General features: G+C 65.1%; 15 protein-coding genes. 6 read left to right on the forward strand and 9 right to left on the reverse strand.

Features of this window, described 5'->3' with window-relative positions:
* Window positions 1-21: 21 nt before the first annotated feature.
* Complete coding sequence (gene dksA / locus AC0KXH_RS04495; protein WP_041111182.1) at window positions 22-468, reverse strand: RNA polymerase-binding protein DksA; 447 nt, start codon at window positions 466-468, stop codon at window positions 22-24.
* A gap of 187 nt (window positions 469-655) precedes the next feature.
* Between dksA and AC0KXH_RS04500 the strand changes: the two genes are divergently transcribed.
* The 5 genes from AC0KXH_RS04500 (at window position 656) to AC0KXH_RS04520 (ending at window position 4,835) form a co-directional block, all read left to right on the forward strand.
* Window positions 656-1,828 carry a pyridoxal phosphate-dependent aminotransferase gene (locus AC0KXH_RS04500; protein ID WP_043218791.1) on the forward strand — a complete coding sequence of 391 codons (1,173 nt, stop codon included), beginning with the start codon at window positions 656-658 and terminating at the stop codon, window positions 1,826-1,828.
* The gene (gene sfsA / locus AC0KXH_RS04505) at window positions 1,828-2,535 is read left to right on the forward strand and encodes a DNA/RNA nuclease SfsA (protein ID WP_041111178.1); all 708 of its coding nucleotides are present in this window, start codon (window positions 1,828-1,830) and stop codon (window positions 2,533-2,535) included. The genes AC0KXH_RS04500 and sfsA overlap by 1 nt, the downstream gene beginning before the upstream one ends.
* Before the next feature lie 239 nt (window positions 2,536-2,774).
* On the forward strand, window positions 2,775-3,689 hold the full coding sequence (rfbD, locus tag AC0KXH_RS04510; RefSeq protein ID WP_488224230.1) for a dTDP-4-dehydrorhamnose reductase: 915 nt from the start codon (window positions 2,775-2,777) through the stop codon (window positions 3,687-3,689).
* 88 nt (window positions 3,690-3,777) lie between these two features.
* A complete protein-coding gene (locus tag AC0KXH_RS04515; protein WP_061340557.1) occupies window positions 3,778-4,677 on the forward strand; it encodes an AEC family transporter in 900 nt (299 codons plus the stop codon).
* A gap of 56 nt (window positions 4,678-4,733) precedes the next feature.
* Window positions 4,734-4,835, forward strand: a complete 102-nt coding sequence (locus AC0KXH_RS04520) for a small membrane protein YohP (protein ID WP_446678052.1) — start codon at window positions 4,734-4,736, stop codon at window positions 4,833-4,835.
* A gap of 15 nt (window positions 4,836-4,850) precedes the next feature.
* Here AC0KXH_RS04520 and AC0KXH_RS04525 read toward each other — a convergent pair whose 3' ends face one another.
* Window positions 4,851-5,570, reverse strand: a complete 720-nt coding sequence (locus tag AC0KXH_RS04525) for a VC0807 family protein (RefSeq protein WP_041111172.1) — start codon at window positions 5,568-5,570, stop codon at window positions 4,851-4,853.
* A gap of 75 nt (window positions 5,571-5,645) precedes the next feature.
* Window positions 5,646-6,590, reverse strand: coding sequence for a lysylphosphatidylglycerol synthase transmembrane domain-containing protein (locus tag AC0KXH_RS04530; protein ID WP_488224231.1), 945 nt, complete (start codon window positions 6,588-6,590; stop codon window positions 5,646-5,648).
* 217 nt (window positions 6,591-6,807) lie between these two features.
* Here AC0KXH_RS04530 and AC0KXH_RS04535 point away from each other — a divergent pair, with 217 nt between their 5' ends.
* The gene (locus tag AC0KXH_RS04535; protein WP_488224232.1) at window positions 6,808-8,043 is read left to right on the forward strand and encodes a cytochrome P450; all 1,236 of its coding nucleotides are present in this window, start codon (window positions 6,808-6,810) and stop codon (window positions 8,041-8,043) included.
* A 9-nt stretch (window positions 8,044-8,052) separates the two neighbouring features.
* Here AC0KXH_RS04535 and AC0KXH_RS04540 read toward each other — a convergent pair whose 3' ends face one another.
* The 6 genes from AC0KXH_RS04540 to AC0KXH_RS04565 form a co-directional block, all read right to left on the reverse strand.
* A complete protein-coding gene (locus AC0KXH_RS04540) occupies window positions 8,053-10,836 on the reverse strand; it encodes a hybrid sensor histidine kinase/response regulator (protein ID WP_376749474.1) in 2,784 nt (927 codons plus the stop codon).
* 115 nt (window positions 10,837-10,951) lie between these two features.
* Window positions 10,952-12,244: a phosphoribosylamine--glycine ligase gene (gene purD, locus AC0KXH_RS04545; protein ID WP_041111164.1), complete on the reverse strand. Its 1,293-nt coding sequence runs from the start codon at window positions 12,242-12,244 to the stop codon at window positions 10,952-10,954.
* 224 nt (window positions 12,245-12,468) lie between these two features.
* The gene (gene purH / locus AC0KXH_RS04550) at window positions 12,469-14,073 is read right to left on the reverse strand and encodes a bifunctional phosphoribosylaminoimidazolecarboxamide formyltransferase/IMP cyclohydrolase (protein ID WP_200627998.1); all 1,605 of its coding nucleotides are present in this window, start codon (window positions 14,071-14,073) and stop codon (window positions 12,469-12,471) included.
* Between the two features lie 83 nt (window positions 14,074-14,156).
* A complete protein-coding gene (gene fis, locus AC0KXH_RS04555; protein ID WP_041111160.1) occupies window positions 14,157-14,477 on the reverse strand; it encodes a DNA-binding transcriptional regulator Fis in 321 nt (106 codons plus the stop codon).
* A complete protein-coding gene (gene dusB, locus AC0KXH_RS04560; RefSeq protein WP_488224233.1) occupies window positions 14,474-15,487 on the reverse strand; it encodes a tRNA dihydrouridine synthase DusB in 1,014 nt (337 codons plus the stop codon). The genes fis and dusB overlap by 4 nt, the downstream gene beginning before the upstream one ends.
* A gap of 165 nt (window positions 15,488-15,652) precedes the next feature.
* The gene (locus tag AC0KXH_RS04565) at window positions 15,653-16,885 is read right to left on the reverse strand and encodes a DUF3426 domain-containing protein (RefSeq protein ID WP_488224234.1); all 1,233 of its coding nucleotides are present in this window, start codon (window positions 16,883-16,885) and stop codon (window positions 15,653-15,655) included.
* Window positions 16,886-16,898: the final 13 nt, after the last annotated feature.

Below are 16,898 nucleotides of genomic sequence, written 5' to 3' on the forward strand. Positions count from 1 at the left end.
CGCCTAAGCGCCCCGTCGGGATCAGGAACCGAGTTGCTTTTCCTTGATCTCGGCCAGCGTCTTGCAGTCGATGCAGAGCGTGGCGGTCGGACGGGCTTCGAGGCGGCGGATACCGATCTCGACACCACAGGACTCGCACCAGCCGTACTCGTTGTCCTCGATCAGCTGCAGGGTTTCGTCGATCTTCTTGATCAGCTTGCGCTCGCGGTCGCGGGCGCGCAGCTCCAGGCTGAATTCCTCTTCCTGGCTGGCGCGGTCGGCCGGATCCGGGAAGTTGGCGGCCTCATCCTGCATGTGGTGCACGGTGCGATCGACTTCCTCCATCAGCTCCTGCTTCCACTTGTTCAGGATGCCGGTGAAATGAGCGCGCATCTTGTCGCTCATGTACTCCTCGCCGGGGGCTTCCTTGTACGGCTCGAAGGCGCGAATCAGTTGACTGCTAGTCGGTGTCGCTTTGGTAATGGGCATGGATGAACGCCTCTCGCTATGTCCATTGCGCAGATGGTGGTCCCCGCCGGCCCGTGCCGGCCCTGCGGCTGCAAGCGGGCGAACTTACCAGATCGGCTCGGGGCGCGCTACTCCCCTAAACGATGGTGGCTTCTGGCTTTGCGGGGCCTTGGTTAGAATCCCTGTTTTGACCGATCAGGTAGGTCCGATGACCTCGTCTTTCAGCGCACGCAGCCGTGCGATCGAACCCTTTCATGTCATGGCGTTGTTGGACCGGGCCAATCAGCTGCAGGTTCAGGGCCATGACGTCATTCACCTGGAAATCGGCGAACCCGACTTCACCACGGCGGCGCCCATCGTCGCGGCGGGGCAGGCGGCACTCGCGGCCGGCCACACCCGCTACACCGCCGCGCGAGGCTTGCCGCAGCTGCGCGAGGCGATCGCTTCCTTTTATGGGCTGCGCCATGGTTTAACCATAGACCCCGAACGCATTCTTGTGACGCCCGGTGGCTCCGGTGCCCTGTTGCTGGCCAGCAGCCTGCTGGTCGATCCGGGCAAGCACTGGTTGCTGGCCGATCCCGGCTACCCGTGCAATCGGCATTTCCTGCGCCTGGTCGAAGGGGCTGCGCAGCTGGTGCCGGTCGGCCCGGAGAGCCAGTACCAACTGACGCCCGAACTCGTCGAGCGCCACTGGGACGCCGCCAGCGTCGGCGCGTTGGTGGCCTCGCCAGCCAATCCCACCGGCACGGTGCTGGATCGCGCACAGCTGGCGGCGCTTTCGGCTGCATTGCGCGCGCGCGGCGGCCACCTGGTGGTCGATGAGATCTATCACGGGCTGACCTACGGCATGGACGCGCCCAGTGTTCTGGAAGTCGACGACCAGGCCTTCGTACTCAACAGTTTCTCCAAGTACTTCGGCATGACCGGCTGGCGGCTGGGCTGGCTCGTCGCCCCGCCGGCCGCGGTGCCGGAGCTGGAGAAGCTGGCGCAGAACCTCTACATCAGTGCCCCGAGCATGGCCCAGCATGCGGCGTTGGCGTGTTTCGAGGCGCCGACGCTGGAAATCCTCGAGGCGCGTCGCGCCGAGTTCGCCAGGCGTCGTGACTTCCTGCTGCCGGCGCTGCGCGAGTTGGGCTTCGTGATAGCGGTGGAGCCGCAGGGCGCTTTCTATCTGTATGCCGATATCCGCGCCTTCGGCGGCGATGCCTACCGATTCTGTCAGCACATGCTGGAAACCGAGTTCGTCGCCATCACGCCCGGTCTCGATTTCGGTCGTTACCAGGCCGGGCACCATGTGCGATTCGCCTATACCCAGGCGCTGCCGGTGCTGGAGCAGGCGGTGGCGCGCATCGCCCGTGGCCTGCAGAGCTGGCGGCCCTGATGCGTTACCCGCAGCCGCTCGAGACGGGCACGTTGGTTCGTCGTTACAAGCGCTTCTTCGCCGACGTGCTGACCGATGGCGGCGAGCCGTTGTGCATCCACTGCCCCAACACCGGTTCGATGCTCAACTGCATGGGGGAGGGCGCGCGCGTATGGTTTTCCCGCCATAACGATGCGCGTCGCAAGCTGCCGGGCACCTGGGAGCTGGTGCAGACGCCACATGGTCGCCTGGCTTGCGTGAATACGGCGCGGGCCAATCGGCTGGTCGAAGAAGCGCTGCTCGCCGGTGTGATCGCCGAGCTGGATGGCTTTACCGCGCTGCGGCGGGAGGTCGCTTATGGTCAGGAAAAGAGCCGAGTGGACTTTCAATTGAGCTTTCCCGGCGGCGAGGTCTATGTGGAAGTCAAAAGCGTCACGCTTGGATTTGCCGACGACCCGATCGCAGCCTTTCCCGATGCGGTCACCGCGCGGGGGGCGCGGCACCTGCGAGAGCTCGCGGCCCAGGCGCGTGCGGGTGTCCGGGCGGTGCTGCTGTACTGCGTGAATCTGACTGACGTCGAGGCGGTCCGCGCCGCCCGGGAGATCGATCCGGCTTACCATGCGGCGCTGCAGGATGCGCGGGCGGCCGGCGTCGAGGTGCTCGCCTATGCGGCGGAGCTGTCTCCCGAGGAAATCCGTCTGGCGCGGCGGGTGCCGGTGCTCCTCTGATACTCAAGCTTGCGACCAAAGTTGTAGCTGAATGATACGGGCGCGGAACAAAGCGGCCGTTTGCGAGCCTCAACGAGGCTGCGTGCGGAGATCGGTTGAAAGCAGCTCCGGCAAGCAGCCTGACGGTCGATAAACGAGCGGGACGAAGGGCTACGTCGGCTCGGGGTGGTCGGCTGGCTCGGCAATCATTCCAAGGCGCACGCTGGCAGCGGGCGTGTCATCGACGGGGCAATTACACGATGCGGATTCTGGTATGTGGCGCGAGCGGGCAGGTCGGCCGCGAGCTGGTCGAGAGGGCGGCGGCGTTCGGCATGACGGCGATCGGGCGAAGCCGCCAGCAGCTCGATATCGGCTGCCCGGCACAGATCGAGCGTGATCTCTGGCAGCTTCAGCCCCAACTGATCATCAATGCGGCGGCCTATACGCATGTCGATCATGCCGAGACGGAGGTCGAGCAGGCGTTCGCCGTCAATCGAGACGGCCCGCGTCACCTTGCCGACGCTGCTGCGCGCGCCGGCATTCCGCTGCTGCATCTGTCCACCGATTATGTCTTCGCCGGTGATGGTCGGGCGCCCTATCGCGAGAGCGACCCCACGCGACCTACCGGCGTCTACGGTGCCAGCAAGCTGGCCGGCGAAGATGCGATACGCGAATGTCTGGACAGGCATCTGATCCTGCGCACCAGCTGGGTCTACGGCTTTCATGGGCGCAACTTCGTCAAGACCATGCTGCGTCTGGGTGGCGAGCGCGACGCGCTGGGTGTGGTCAGCGACCAGATGGGTGGTCCGACGGCGGCTGGCAGCATCGCCGAGGTGCTACTCGAGCTGGCGCGCCGCTATGGCCGGGAGGGCTCGCTGGCCTGGGGCCTCTACCACTACAGCGGCTCGCCGCCGTGCAGCTGGTACGAGTTCGCCGAAGAAATCTTTCGACAGGCCGGCCGGCTCGGGCTGCTTGCGCAGCTGCCGCAGGTCAGCCCAATCGCGACGCTCGACTACCCTACGCCCGCGCAGCGGCCGGCCTGGTCAGTGCTTGACTGCAGCCGGTTGGAGCAAGCCTTCGGGATAGCCCAGCGCGACTGGCGGCAGGATCTCGCCGACGTCTTGGAGCGCTTGTCCATGGCGTCAGCACGCAGCGCACACGCCTCGCTCGCCTGATTCGCACGCCAGCAAGGATGCGCCTGCGCGGCGCGACCGGTATTCTTGACGCTTTTGCCAACTTTGTACTGAGCGGCGGGAGCGTTGCATGGTAGCGGTTCAAGCGATTCTGCCGATCTTCGCCTTGATTGCCCTGGGCCTGCTGATCGGGCGGCGCGGCTGGTTGAGCACGGAGGGGAGTTCCGGCCTCGCGTCGCTGACCTTCAAACTGTTCATGCCGGCCGTGTTGTTCAACGGCATCGCCCGGGCCGAGCTGGGCGAAGGCATGTCGCCGATGCTGCTGGTCGCCTACTTCGCGCCGGTGCTGCTGGTATTCGTCCTGGTCAACCTGGTGGCGCATCGGCTGCGCGGTCGTCCCACGGCGCTCGGTCTCACCGCCGCCTATTCGAACAACGTGCTGGTCGGCATTCCGCTGGTCAGCACATTGCTGGGCAGCGAAAGCCTGGTTTTCGTGTTCGCCATTCTCGTATTCCACAGCCTGATTCTGTTTTCGCTGCAGAGCTTCTACGTGGCGCTGGGTTCCGGCGAGCGCGTCAGTGGCGCCGCGCTGCTGAAGAATCTGGCCAATCCGCTGATCGTCGGCCTGGTTGCCGGAGCCTTGCTCAACCTGTCGGGGCTCGAGCTACCCGAGCCATTCTGGCGCCTGGCGGGCTGGCTGGCCCAGGCGGCGCTACCCTGTGCGCTGCTGGTGCTGGGGTTGAGTCTGGCGCGCTATCGATTGCGGCCAAGTCCGGCGGCGTTCGTGCTGAGCGTGATCAAGCTGGGGCTGTTTCCGCTCTCGGTATGGTGGCTCTCGGGGCTGCTGCCCGGGCTGAGCATGGAGGCGCGCAGCGTGCTGGTGCTACTGGCGGCCTGCCCGAGCGGGGTGAACGTGCTGGCGTTCGTTCGGCATGCCGACGACACCCGGCCGGTCGGCTCGGCGGTGTTTCTCTCGACCGTGGTCGCGGCGGTCAGCCTGCCACTTTGGATGCATCTGCTCGCCGGCTGACGGCGTGAGTTCGAGAGAACGCCGGCACGGCGTTCGCTGTCCATCGGATGACGACTGTGAAGGAGGTACCCATGCTCAAGTTCATCGGTGGCACTGCTGGCATCATCTTCATCATTGGCCTGATTGTCGTGATCGGCCTGTTCAAGCTGGTGTTCTGACGCCAGGCACGCCCGCTACTTGCGCTCGTGGGGGGCGTGCATGATCTCCTCCAGCGATAGCCCGGTCAGGCCATGGATGGTGCGCCAGAGGTAGTAGAAGATGGCCATCATCATCAGCATGCTGGGGATGGCGATCATCGGGTAGCTGAGCAGCGTCATACGCCCCAGTTCTTCGTTGAACGCCTCGGTTCCGGCCGGGCTGTGCACGATCCATTTGGCCAGCACGTAGTTCATGGCCGACGAGAAGAAAAAGGTGCCGCTCAGCCAGTAGGTCGCCCGCTGCAGGCGCTTCTCGAAGTGCTCGGTCTGCCCCTTGGTCTCGAGTTGTTCATGAACCCTGGCGACGTTGATGACCTTCGGGTTGTAGAGCATGGTGCGGATCAGCGGATAGCGAGTGCGCGTGGAGAACAGGACCGCGAGCCCGATCAGCCCGGGCACCGCCGCTTCCTTGATGGCCAGCCAGCGCGTATTCAGTTGCAACAGCCCGATGCCGCCGGTGAGCAGCACGCTGACCAGCCCGAGCAGGGCAATCCAGTTGAACTTGCGATAGCGCACCAGCTCCCACAGGCCCCACCCCAGCGGGAAGGCCAGGGCCAGCACCAGGGCGCCATCGGCGCCGAGACGATGCTCGCCGCTGAGTTTCATCAGGATGATCGAGGGGATGACGATGCTGACCGCCATGTCGATCAGCGGGCGAGGTTGGTGCTCGGTCTGGGCGGTGGAAGTGTCGTTCATGTCGGTGTGTCGCGTTCGAGGGCGGTCATGATCGCCTGTGTCGGGTCGAGTCGCCAGCCCCGCTTCGCGTTTTGTTCATCCCGCTGGCGGCTTGCGGCGATCGGACCACTGACCTATCTCGAAGCCGAGCACGACAAAGATGGCCAGCGCAAAGGGCAGCAACAGATAGAGCACACGGAAGACGATGAGCGCGGCCAGCACATCGGCAGTGGCCAGTTCGGGCATGGCGGCGAGAAAGGTTACCTCCAGCACGCCGAGCCCGCCGGGTGCATGCGATAGCAAGGCCAGCGAGAACGATGCCAGGAAGACGCCGAGAACGGTGAGGTAACCCGGGTTGTTCTCCACCGGCAATGCCACGTAGATGATCGCCGCGGCGCAGAGCAGCTCGAGTGGCCCGGCGAGCAGCTGACGGGCCACCACCCTCAGGCGTGGATACTCCACCTGCCACTTGCCCAGCTTGAGGGGGCGCAGCTGGCGCCAGGCACCGAATATGTAGAGCCCGACGAGCCCCATCAGCGAGGTGCCGATGCCGATCGCAACCGCCGGCTGCACCTCGACGATGCGATCGAGTACCGAGGGTTTCAGCACCAGTACCGCGCCGCCGGCCGACAGCGTGCCCAGGCCGAAGGTCAAGGAACAGAAAACGATCAGGATGCCGATTTCCTGCGGTGTCAGGCCTTTGCTGCGGTAGGCCCGGTAGCGGACCACGGCACCGGAAAACACCGAAGCACCGATGTTGTGTGCCAGCGCGTAGGTGGTGAATGAGCAGAGCGTGATGAACCACCAGGAGATTCGCTTGCCCAGGTGGAGCATGGCGATGCGGTCGTACCAGGCCAGTGCGAAGTAGGCACCGGCCGTGGCGCAGGCCGCCGCCAGCCAGTGCATGGGGGCAATGGCTCGCAGGCTGTCGGCCAGCTCGGCCAGGGAAATGTTGCGAACCTCTTCGTACAGCAGATAGCCGGACAGCAGTACCGCCACGAGCCCGATCAGGGTCCAGGCGACATCGCTTCGTCTCGTCATCGATTGGGGCTCCTCGCTACGGCAGGTCCGGCGTCTGGATATATGGCGCTTTGCCCGGCAGGGGCGCAAAGCATGCACGTAAGTGTTCGATTCGGCCAGTGCTGCTTAGATCGGCAGCGGCAATCCGGATTTGTTCAGTGCAGCCTGCAGCCCGTCGCCGCACGGGCACGCCCGCGGATGGGCATGGTCAGCATGAGAAATGAGCCGGGACAGACCCATGAGCGAAATTCCACGCGAGGAACGAATCGAAGGTTCGCTGGCGTTGCTCAGCGACGGCAACGCCTTCATCCAGAAACGCTGCCGGCGACTGCACAGTGACGTGTTCCAGGTGCGCCTGTTGCTGCAGAACACGCTGTGCATCAGCGGCGAAGAAGCGGCTCGGCTGTTCTATGACGAGCGTCGCTTCGAACGCGCCGGCGCGGCTCCGCGGATGTTGCAGAAGACGTTGTTCGGCCAGGGTGGCGTGCAAGGCCTCGATGATGAAGCTCATCGGCAGCGCAAGGGTATGTTTCTCCAGTTGCTCGGGGCCGAGCAGGTGCAGGCGCTGGTTGCGCTGTTCCAGCAGCAGTGGCTGGCGGCGCTGCCCCGGTGGCGCGCGGCGGGGCAGGTGACATTGCTTCCGGCTGTCGAGGAATTGCTCACCCGCAGTGTCTGCACCTGGGCGGGCGTGCCGCTGCCGGAAGCGGAGGTAGGGCAACGATGTGAACAACTGACCGCGCTGATCGAGGGTGCCGGCGGCATCGGTGCGAGGCATTGGCACGCGCGCCGCTCTCGGCGTGAGGCTGAACATTGGGCGGTCGGCTTGCTCGCCTCGGTCCGTCGCGCCGAGGCATCGCCGGCTTCGGCGCTGGCGACGCTGGCCTGGCACCGTGAGGCCAATGGCCAGCTGCTGCCGCTGGCCACGGCCGCGGTCGAGCTTCTGAACCTGCTGCGTCCGACCGTGGCGGTATCGCGCTTCATCGTCTTCGCCGCGCTGGAGCTGGCCCGGCATCGGCAGTGGCGAGAGCGGCTGCGGCAGGACGACGGGATGGTCGAGCCCTTCGTCCAGGAAGTGCGCCGCTTGCACGCCTTTTTCCCGTTTACCGCCGCGCGAGTTCGCGAGGACTTTTACTGGCGTGGGTTTCGTTTTCCCAAGGGCACTCGGGTTCTGCTGGACCTCTACGGCACCAACCGCGACGAGCGCAGTTGGGCCGATCCTGAAGCGTTCCGCCCCGAACGATTCGTTGGCTGGGAGGGCAACGCCTACAGCTTTCTGACCCAGGGTGGCGGGGACCTGGCACAAGGGCATCGCTGCCCGGGTGAGCGGCCGGCGATCGAGCTGACCAAGGCTGCGGTGCGCCTGCTGACACAGCGGATGGATTACCGGGTGCCCGAACAGGATCTGCGCGTCGACGAGACCCGCATGCCGTCCCGGCCAGCGAGCGGCCTGGTCATCAGCGACATCGTCGCTTGAGCGCCGCGATCAGTGCGTCTCGGACGAGACGCGTGACTCCTTGAACTGCACCCAGTGCTCCACCTGCTCGCGCAGCTGCGAGAGCTCGACGGGCTTGGCCATGTGCGCATCCATGCCGGCTTCCCGGGCGCGCTCCCGATGCTCGCTGAGAATATGCGCGGTCAGCGCCACCACCGGCGTGCGTGGGCGCCCCTCGCTGGCTTCCCACTCGCGCAGTTGGCGGGTGGCCTCGAAGCCATCCATGACCGGCATTTCGCAATCCATCAGCACCAGGTCGTAGGGTTGCTCCTTGATCGCCAGCAGCGCCTGTTCGCCATTGCTGGCTGTGTCGGGCGTCAGGTTCAGCTTGTTGAGCATGCCGCGGATGACCTTGGTCGAAATGCTGTTGTCCTCGGCGACCAGGATGCGGAAATCGGTCGGTACTTCGGTGGCTGTCGGCAGCGTCGGTGCGGGCGGCGCCGGGCGCTCCTCGCGTTTGTGGCGTTGGGCAAGCTCTTCGGCAAGGGTCGTGCGCAGGGTGTAGCCGGCCACCGGCTTGGCCAGGATCCGCTTGATCCCGGCATTGCGCGCCTCGACCTTGGTCGGCGCGCTGCTCATGCCGGTGAGCATGATCAGCAACAGGTCATGGGTCAGGCTGAAATCCTCGCGGATCTTGCTCGCCAGCTGGATGCCGTTCATGCCTGGCATGTCCTGATCGAGCAGCACCGCATCGAAGTAATCCTTCAGATGCGCCTTGGTGCGTAGCAGGGCCAAGGCTTCCCGCCCGGACCCCACGGCACTGACCTCCATGCCCCAGCTGGTGCATTGCTGCGCCAGGACCTTGCGGCAGGTCTCGTTGTCATCGACCACCAGCAAACGGGTGCCCTGCAGGGTGCGGTCGAATTCGGCGGAGGCATGCAGCAGGTCGTCGGCGTTCAGCGGCAGGCTGATCCACACGGCATTGCCGGCGTCGTCGCTGTGGATGCCCAGCTCGCCACCCATCAGTTGCACCAGCTGGCGCGCTACCACCAGGCCGAGCCGGCCGCCATGGCTGGAGGCTGCAAGCAGCTCGTGATTGTCCAGGGACGCGTTGAGCAGGGCGTTGCGCTCATGGCTTTCCAGCGGCTTACCGCTGTCCTGCAGGCTGATGCGCAGCCTGGGCTTGCCGTTGGAATGCTCCAGCGAGGAGGTCAGCAGCAGATCGCCTGCCTCGGTCTGGCGGAACGCGTTCTCCAGCAAGCTGAGCAGCGCCTGGCGCAGCCTTCCGGGGTCACCGGTGATGATCACCGGCAACTGCGGATGGATATGGCTGACCAGTTCGATTCGCTGCTGTTCGGCCTTGGGCCGGAAGATGTTCAGGCAGTCCTCGATCAGCGCGCTGAGGTCGAACTGGACCTCTTCCAGCTCGATCTGGCCGCTCTCCAGTTTGGAGACGTCGAGGATCTCGTTGATCAGATTCAGCAGCTCGTTGCCGGCGCTATGGATGGTTTGCACGTAGTCGCGCTGCTTGGCCGAGAGCGAAGTGTTGAGCAGCAGTTCGCTCATGCCGAGTACGCCGTTCATCGGCGTGCGGATCTCGTGACTGACGCGGGCGAGGAAATCCGCCTTGGTGCGCAGCTCGGCACTCATCACTGCCAGGGCGGTATGGCGAGTACGGCTGTCGGCGAGCAGTTGGCGCTGGCGTTCGAGCAGGGCGAGGCTCAACAGCAGGCCGCACGACATCGCTGCGCTGAACAACCCGCCGGTCAAAAGGCCTGGCTTGAACTGCTCCAGCCCCAGCAGCGCGGGCAGGAAGAACAGATAGGTGCTGCCGAACAGCGCCAGTCCGATGCTGATCAGGCGCGCCGGAGCGTAGCCATCGCGCCAGTGATAGGTCGCGACACCAAAGCAGGCGAACACCGCAAGCGCTACCAGTCCGTAGATCAGCCAGACGTTCCACAGCCAGGGGCCAAGCATGATCGCGCCTGCCAGCGCCAGGCAGAGGTTGAACGATAGGCCCAGTAGCCAGTTGCACCAGGGTCGGCTGCGCTGATGAAAGAAGGCGATGGTGAAACCGAGCAGGGCGACGCAGCCGGCCAGCGTCGAAAGGTCGGCGATCAACGGCTGGCTGTAGACCAGTCGCGGTGCCCAGGTGGCGAGCAAGCCGAGGTTGGCGACCGCGCAGCAGAGCATCGCGGCGAGGGTCAGCGCCAGCCAGACATGGCTGTAGCTGCGGGTGTAGGCGAAGCGCGCCAGGTTATAGATCACCAGCAGCCCGAGCGCACCGAACAGGGCGCCGAACAGGTAGGCCGGATTGGCCTGCTTGACCAGGCCGGCTTCATCCAGCACCTGGAACCAGGTCATCATCGGATGGCTCGACTGCAGGCGTATGTAAGCCGTGCGTACCTCACCGTCGTTCGGCAACTCGAACAGGTAGGCGCGATCGGGTAACGGCCGGGAGCTGAGCGGGCGCAGCTCTCCGGTGGCGGTGTGCCGTTCGATCTGGCCGTTGTTGAGCAGGTAGAAGTCCACGTACTGCATGCGCGGGGCATACAGCCAGAGCCAATGGGCTTGGGCAAAGGGGGGCAGGTTGACCTGCAGCCAGACCGCCTGCTCGCTGGCCGGCGCGCTGAACGCACGGGCATCGAGTCGCTGGAACAGCGGGCGCTGTACGGCGACCTCTTCGAGTGACAGGCGCGCAGAGCGATCGATCAGCATGCGCCAGGTCTGCCCGGCCTCATCTTCCAGACGAGCGTCGGACGCCGGGGCTGCAAACACGTCCGCGTTTGCCAGCAGGCTCAGGAACAACGCGATGACAATCCAGAACCGCCCCACGACCGAAGTCCCTTCTCGAGTGTGACGGCGGATTATAGTCACGCGGCTACCGGCCTGTAATCGGGCGAAGACGCCATCAGATGCGTCTTCGCCCGTATTTGCGAAAGGCGCCCGCTCAGCGGTCGGACCGCTCACGCGCAATGGCGCGATAGCCGATGTCCTTGCGATAGAACATCCCGTTCCAGCGGATCTTTTCAGCCAGGCGATAGGCCTGCTGCTGGGCCTGTTCGACGCTTTCGCCGATCGCCGTGGCGCACAGGACACGACCGCCGGCCGTCACCACCCGGCCTTCGGCGTCGAGCGCGGTGCCGGCATGGAACACCTTGCCGTCCAGCGCTGCCGCCTCGTCGAGCCCGTCGATCACGTCGCCCTTGGCGTAGTCGCCCGGATAGCCGCCGGCTGCCAGCACGACACCCAGGGTCGGGCGCGGGTCCCAGGTCGCTTCGACCTTGTTCAGCGCCTTGGCCTGGGCGGCCTCGATCAGCAGGATCAGCGACGACTCCAGCCGGCACATGATCGGTTGGGTTTCCGGATCGCCGAAGCGGCAGTTGAACTCGATGACCTTCGGTGCGCCCGACTTGTCGATCATCAGACCGGCATAGAGGAACCCGGTGTAGACGTTGCCTTCGGCGGCCATGCCGCGCACGGTCGGGTAGATGATCTCGTCCATCACGCGCTGGTGCACTGCGGGCGTGACCACCGGGGCTGGTGAATAGGCGCCCATGCCCCCGGTGTTCGGGCCGGTATCGCCATCGCCCACACGCTTGTGGTCCTGGCTCGTCGCCATCGGCAGCACGTTCTCGCCGTCGACCATGACAATGAAGCTGGCTTCCTCGCCGTCGAGGAATTCCTCGATCACCACGCGCGCGCCGGCGTCGCCAAAGGCGTTGCCCGAGAGCATGTCGCGTACCGCCTCCTCGGCTTCGGCCAGCGTCATGGCGACGATCACGCCCTTGCCCGCGGCCAGGCCATCGGCCTTGATGACGATCGGTGCACCGCGTTCACGCAGATAGGCAAGTGCGGGTTCGACTTCGGTGAAGTTCTGATAGGCCGCGGTGGGGATGTCGTGGCGTGCGAGGAAGTCCTTGGTGAAAGCCTTGGAGCCTTCCAGTTGGGCGGCTCCCGCGGTTGGGCCGAAGATCGACAGGCCGCGACTGCGGAACAGGTCGACTACGCCTTTGACCAGCGGTGCCTCGGGGCCGACGATGGTGAGCTGGACATTGGTCGCGGCGAAATCGGCCAGCTGCTCGATGGCCAGCACGTCGATGGCGACATTCTCGCACTTGGCTTCCAGCGCCGTGCCGGCGTTGCCCGGGGCGACGAAAACCTTTTCGACGCGGGGATCCTGCGCCACCTTCCAGGCCAGGGCGTGCTCGCGGCCACCGCTGCCGATGATCAATACGTTCATTGCATTCTCCTGCGGGAGTCGGGCCCGTGGCCCGATCGGTGGACAGCGGCGGCTGTCCACCCTACGAAAGCTGTTGCTCTTGCGAAATCTATCCGGGCCGCGATGGCGTCGGGTCGGTGCCAGGCGCGGAGGGCTTCGCTCAAGCGCAGTTGCCGACTGGCAATGAGCATGAGCGAAGTCGTCCGCAACAACCCGGGCGTCTGCTTCAGCGCGGCCATGCCACCTTAGTGACGGAAGTGGCGCATGCCGGTGAATACCATCGCCATGCCGGCCTCGTCGGCTGCCGCGATGACTTCCTCATCGCGCATCGAGCCGCCTGGCTGGATCACTGCGGTGATCCCGGCCTTGGCCGCGTTGTCGATGCCGTCGCGGAAGGGGAAGAACGCATCGGAAGCCATGACCGCACCCTGCACCTGCAGCCCCGCGTGTTCAGCCTTGATGGCCGCGATCCGTGCTGAGTTGACCCGGCTCATCTGTCCGGCGCCGACGCCGACGGTCTGCCGGTGCTTGGCATAGACGATGGCGTTGGATTTGACGAACTTGGCTACCTTCCAGGCGAAGATCAGGTCGTGCAGTTCCTGCTCGGTCGGCGCACGTTGGGTCACGACCTTCAGGTCGGCCTCGGTGATCATGGCGATGTCGCGGCTCTGGATCAGCAGGCCTCCGTTGACGCGCTTGTAATCCCAGCCCGGTGCGCGCTCGGCCGGCCACTGGCCGCATTCGAGCAGGCGGACGTTGGCCTTGGCGGCCACGACGGCGCGCGCTTCGGCCGCCACCACTGGCGCGATGATGACTTCGACGAACTGCCGCTCGATGATGGCCTTCGCCGTTTCGGCGTCGAGCTCGCGGTTGAAGGCGATGATGCCGCCAAATGCCGACTCGCTGTCGGTAGCGTAGGCCAGGTCGTAGGCCTTGCGGATGCCGCCTTCGTCCTCCGGTACGACCGCGACGCCGCACGGGTTGGCATGCTTGACGATCACGCAGGCCGGCTTGGTAAAGCTCTTCACGCACTCGAGCGCGGCATCGGTGTCGGCCACGTTGTTGAACGACAGCTCCTTGCCCTGCAGCTGGCGGGCCGTGGCGACGCAGGCTTCATCGGGCTTCTCGACATAGAAGGCGGCCTGCTGGTGCGGGTTCTCGCCGTAACGCATGTCCTGCGCCTTGACGAACTGCATGTTGTAGGTGCGCGGGAACAGGCTGCGATTGTCCGTGGACAGCGTATCGGTGCCCTGATCGATGCCGCCCAGGTAGTTGGCGATCATGCCGTCGTAGGCCGCGGTATGTTCGAACGCCTTGAGCGCCAGGTCGAAGCGCTGGGCGTAGGTCAGGCCACCGTTTTTCAGGCTATCGAGCACGCTCGCGTAGTCGTCGGCGTTGACCACGATGGCGACGTCCTTGTGGTTCTTGGCTGCCGAGCGAACCATCGTCGGGCCGCCGATATCGATGTTCTCGATGGCGTCCGGCAGCGTGCAGCCCGGCTTGGCAACGGTGGCCGCGAACGGATACAGGTTGACCGCCACCAGGTCGATGGGCCGGATGCCGTGTTCGGCCATGACCGCGCCGTCGAGGTCACGACGGCCGAGGATGCCGCCGTGGATCTTCGGATGCAGGGTCTTGACCCGGCCATCCATCATCTCCGGAAAACCGGTGTAGTCGGCAACTTCCACTGCTTCCACGCCGTTGTCACGCAGCAACTTGAAGGTGCCCCCGGTGGATAGGATCTCGACGCCGAGTGCTGCGAGCTCACGGGCAAAGTCGACGACACCGGTCTTGTCGGAAACGCTGATCAGTGCGCGGCGAACGGGTAGGCGAGTGGTTTGGTCGGTCATAACGGTTCCAGAATGGGACTGCAGGCTACGGGCGACAGGCTGCACGCGCGCGGGGACCCGCGTTCGGCGGCACGCGGCCCTCGTTAAAGCAGATCGTATTGCTTGAGTTTCTTGCGCAGGGTGCCTCGGTTCAGGCCGAGCAGCTCGGAGGCCTTGGTCTGATTGCCCTTGACGTAATTCATCACGGTTTCCAGCAAGGGCGCTTCGACTTCGGAGAGCACCAGGTTGTACACGTCCGTGACGTCGGCCCCTTCTAGGCGGGCGAAGTAATTGTGCAGCGCTTTCTCGACGCTGCCGCGCAGGGTCTGCCCCGCGTCGCTCGGCGTGCTGAGGTGCTGCTTGAGATTCAGGTTGTCGCTCACGGATGCTGTTCCAGTTACCAAGGTTTCGTTCAAAAGCGTCATGCGGCCTCCCCCTGTCCATCCTCCGCGTTGGGCCCTGAGCGTTGCTCGGCAAAAAAGGACTGAATGGCCAGTCCTTGTGCCAGCCTGTCGTCCAGACGATTGAACCGGGCGCGGAACTCGCGTGCGCCCGGCAGTGATTCGAGATACCAGGCGACGTGCTTGCGGGCGATGCGTACGCCCATCACATCGCCATAGAACGCATGCAGCGCATCAAGGTGTTCTAGCAGAACGCCGCGCAGTTCCTCGACACCGATCGTCGGCAGCAGCGTGCCGTGTTCGAGGAAGTGATTGATCTCACGGAAGATCCAGGGGCGGCCCTGGGCTGCACGGCCGATCAACAGACCGTCGGCGCCGGTTCGGGCCAGCACTTCGCGTGCCTTGTGCGGAGAGTCGATGTCGCCGTTGGCGAACACCGGAATGCCGATGCTCTGCTTGATGGTGGCGATGGTTTCGTATTCGGCCTCGCCGGTGTAGAGGTCGGCGCGGGTCCGGCCGTGCACGGCAAGTGCGCAGATGCCCGCCTGTTCGGCGATGCGCGCGATGGCCACGCCGTTGCGGTTGTCGCGGTCCCAGCCGGTGCGGATCTTCAGCGTCACCGGAACGTCGACGGCCGCGACCACGGTTTCGAGAATCTGCGCGACCAGGGCTTCGTCGCGCATCAGGGCGGAGCCGGCGGCCTTGTTGCAGACCTTCTTTGCCGGGCAGCCCATGTTGATGTCGATGATCTGGGCGCCCATTTCGACGTTGCGCCGAGCCGCCTCGGCCAGCATCTGCGGATCACCGCCGGCGATCTGGACCGAGCGGGGCTCGGGCTCGCCTGCGTGCTGCAGCCTGAGACGGGACTTGCGGCTGTGCCAAAGGCGCACGTCGCTGGTCAGCATCTCCGAGACCACCATGCCGGCGCCGAAGCGACGACACAGGCGTCGGAACGGCTGATCGGTCACGCCGGCCATGGGCGCGAGAATCAGGCGATTCGGTAAGGTGTAAGGGCCGATGCGTACCGCTGACATGTAGATTCCCTGCCTGGAGCCTGCTTGTTAGGTCGATCGGGACTGCAAAAAAGGGTGGGCATAATACCCGCTCCGGATGACGGGTTAAAGGTCGTTCTGAACAAATTCTGAGCAGCCGAAAGCTTATCGCCAGAAGTTGTTGGCGGCGCCTGGCGCGCCGCCAGTTCACTCCGGGGACTGGAAGCTGAGGCTGTAATTGACCGCCTTGGCACCCGGGTCGAGGATATCCAGCGCGATGTGGATAGGGACCTGCGGCGGCATCTCATGCTGGCCGGCCAGTTCGCCGGCGAGGTATTCGCCGGGCTTGAAGCTGCGACTGGCGACCAGTTTGCCGTTGAGATCGGCAAAGCGCAGCTCCAGCAGTGGGAAGGGCTGGGCGAAGGGGGCGCGGTTGTAGAGGATGGCATCGACCACCAGCGCGCCCTCGAAGTCCGGATGGCTGCGCACCACCAGGTTGCTGCTGCGGATCTGGCTGATGTCCACGCGTGATGGCAGTGTGCAGCCTAGCGACGGGCAGGCCAGTTCGAACCAGGGACGGTAGCGATCCTGCCGTGCCAGTTCGTCGAAGTTGTAGACCAGATACTGAGCGGCGAGGCCGCCCGCAGCGAGCAGGTTCAGCAGTCCCCAGCCCAACCAGCGTCCCCACGGCTTGCGTTGCTCGCGCCAGTCGAGCTGCAACGGCTCTTCCTCGAGTTCGAACAAGTCGCCCCTTGGCAGGTCGGGCTCCTGTCGGGAGTGCTCAATGGCCGTCTGCTCGTCGTCGGAACCCTGCGTTTCAAGCGCCGTCGTGCTCAGTGCGGGCTCGATGCGTTCCTCGAGCGGGGCCGCGCTGGATGGCGCAGCGGGGCGAGTCAGTGGTGCCGGGGGGGTCGCGGTGTTGCGATCAGCCGGCGTGAGTCGGTCATTGGCAAAGGGGCTGGCGGCGGGCGGTGCTTTGGTGTCGTCGCGCTGTTCCTCGGCCAGCAGCGCTTCGGCCCAGGCCTCGTCCGGGTGTGGTGGCTGCGCGAGCGGGCGAGCCGTCAGGGTATTGGCTTCGGTCAGCTCGTTGAGGTCTCGCGAGAGTGCGCGCTCCTGAGCTTCGAGCTTGGCCAGTTCTTCATCGAGATCCAGGTTGTCCAGGTCAAGGTCGTCGTGGATCCACTGCGAGTCGTCCTGGGCAGCCCTGTCGGGGCCGGCGCCGGGCGCGGCAGCTGCAGGCGCCAGAGCTTGCGTGGGCGCCTCGGCAAGGGGGCTTTGCTGCGGTTGCCCACTCTGCGGATCCTGCGAAAGCGCGTGCGCGGCATTGAACACTTCCAGGCAGGCGCCGCAACGCACCATGCCGCGCGCGGCAGTCAGCTGGGTGCTGCTGACGCGGAAGCTGGTGCTGCAGTGAGGGCACTGGGTGATGAAGCTGGTCATGCACGATTCCGCA

Source organism: Stutzerimonas sp. CXK-1, assembly GCF_057738225.1.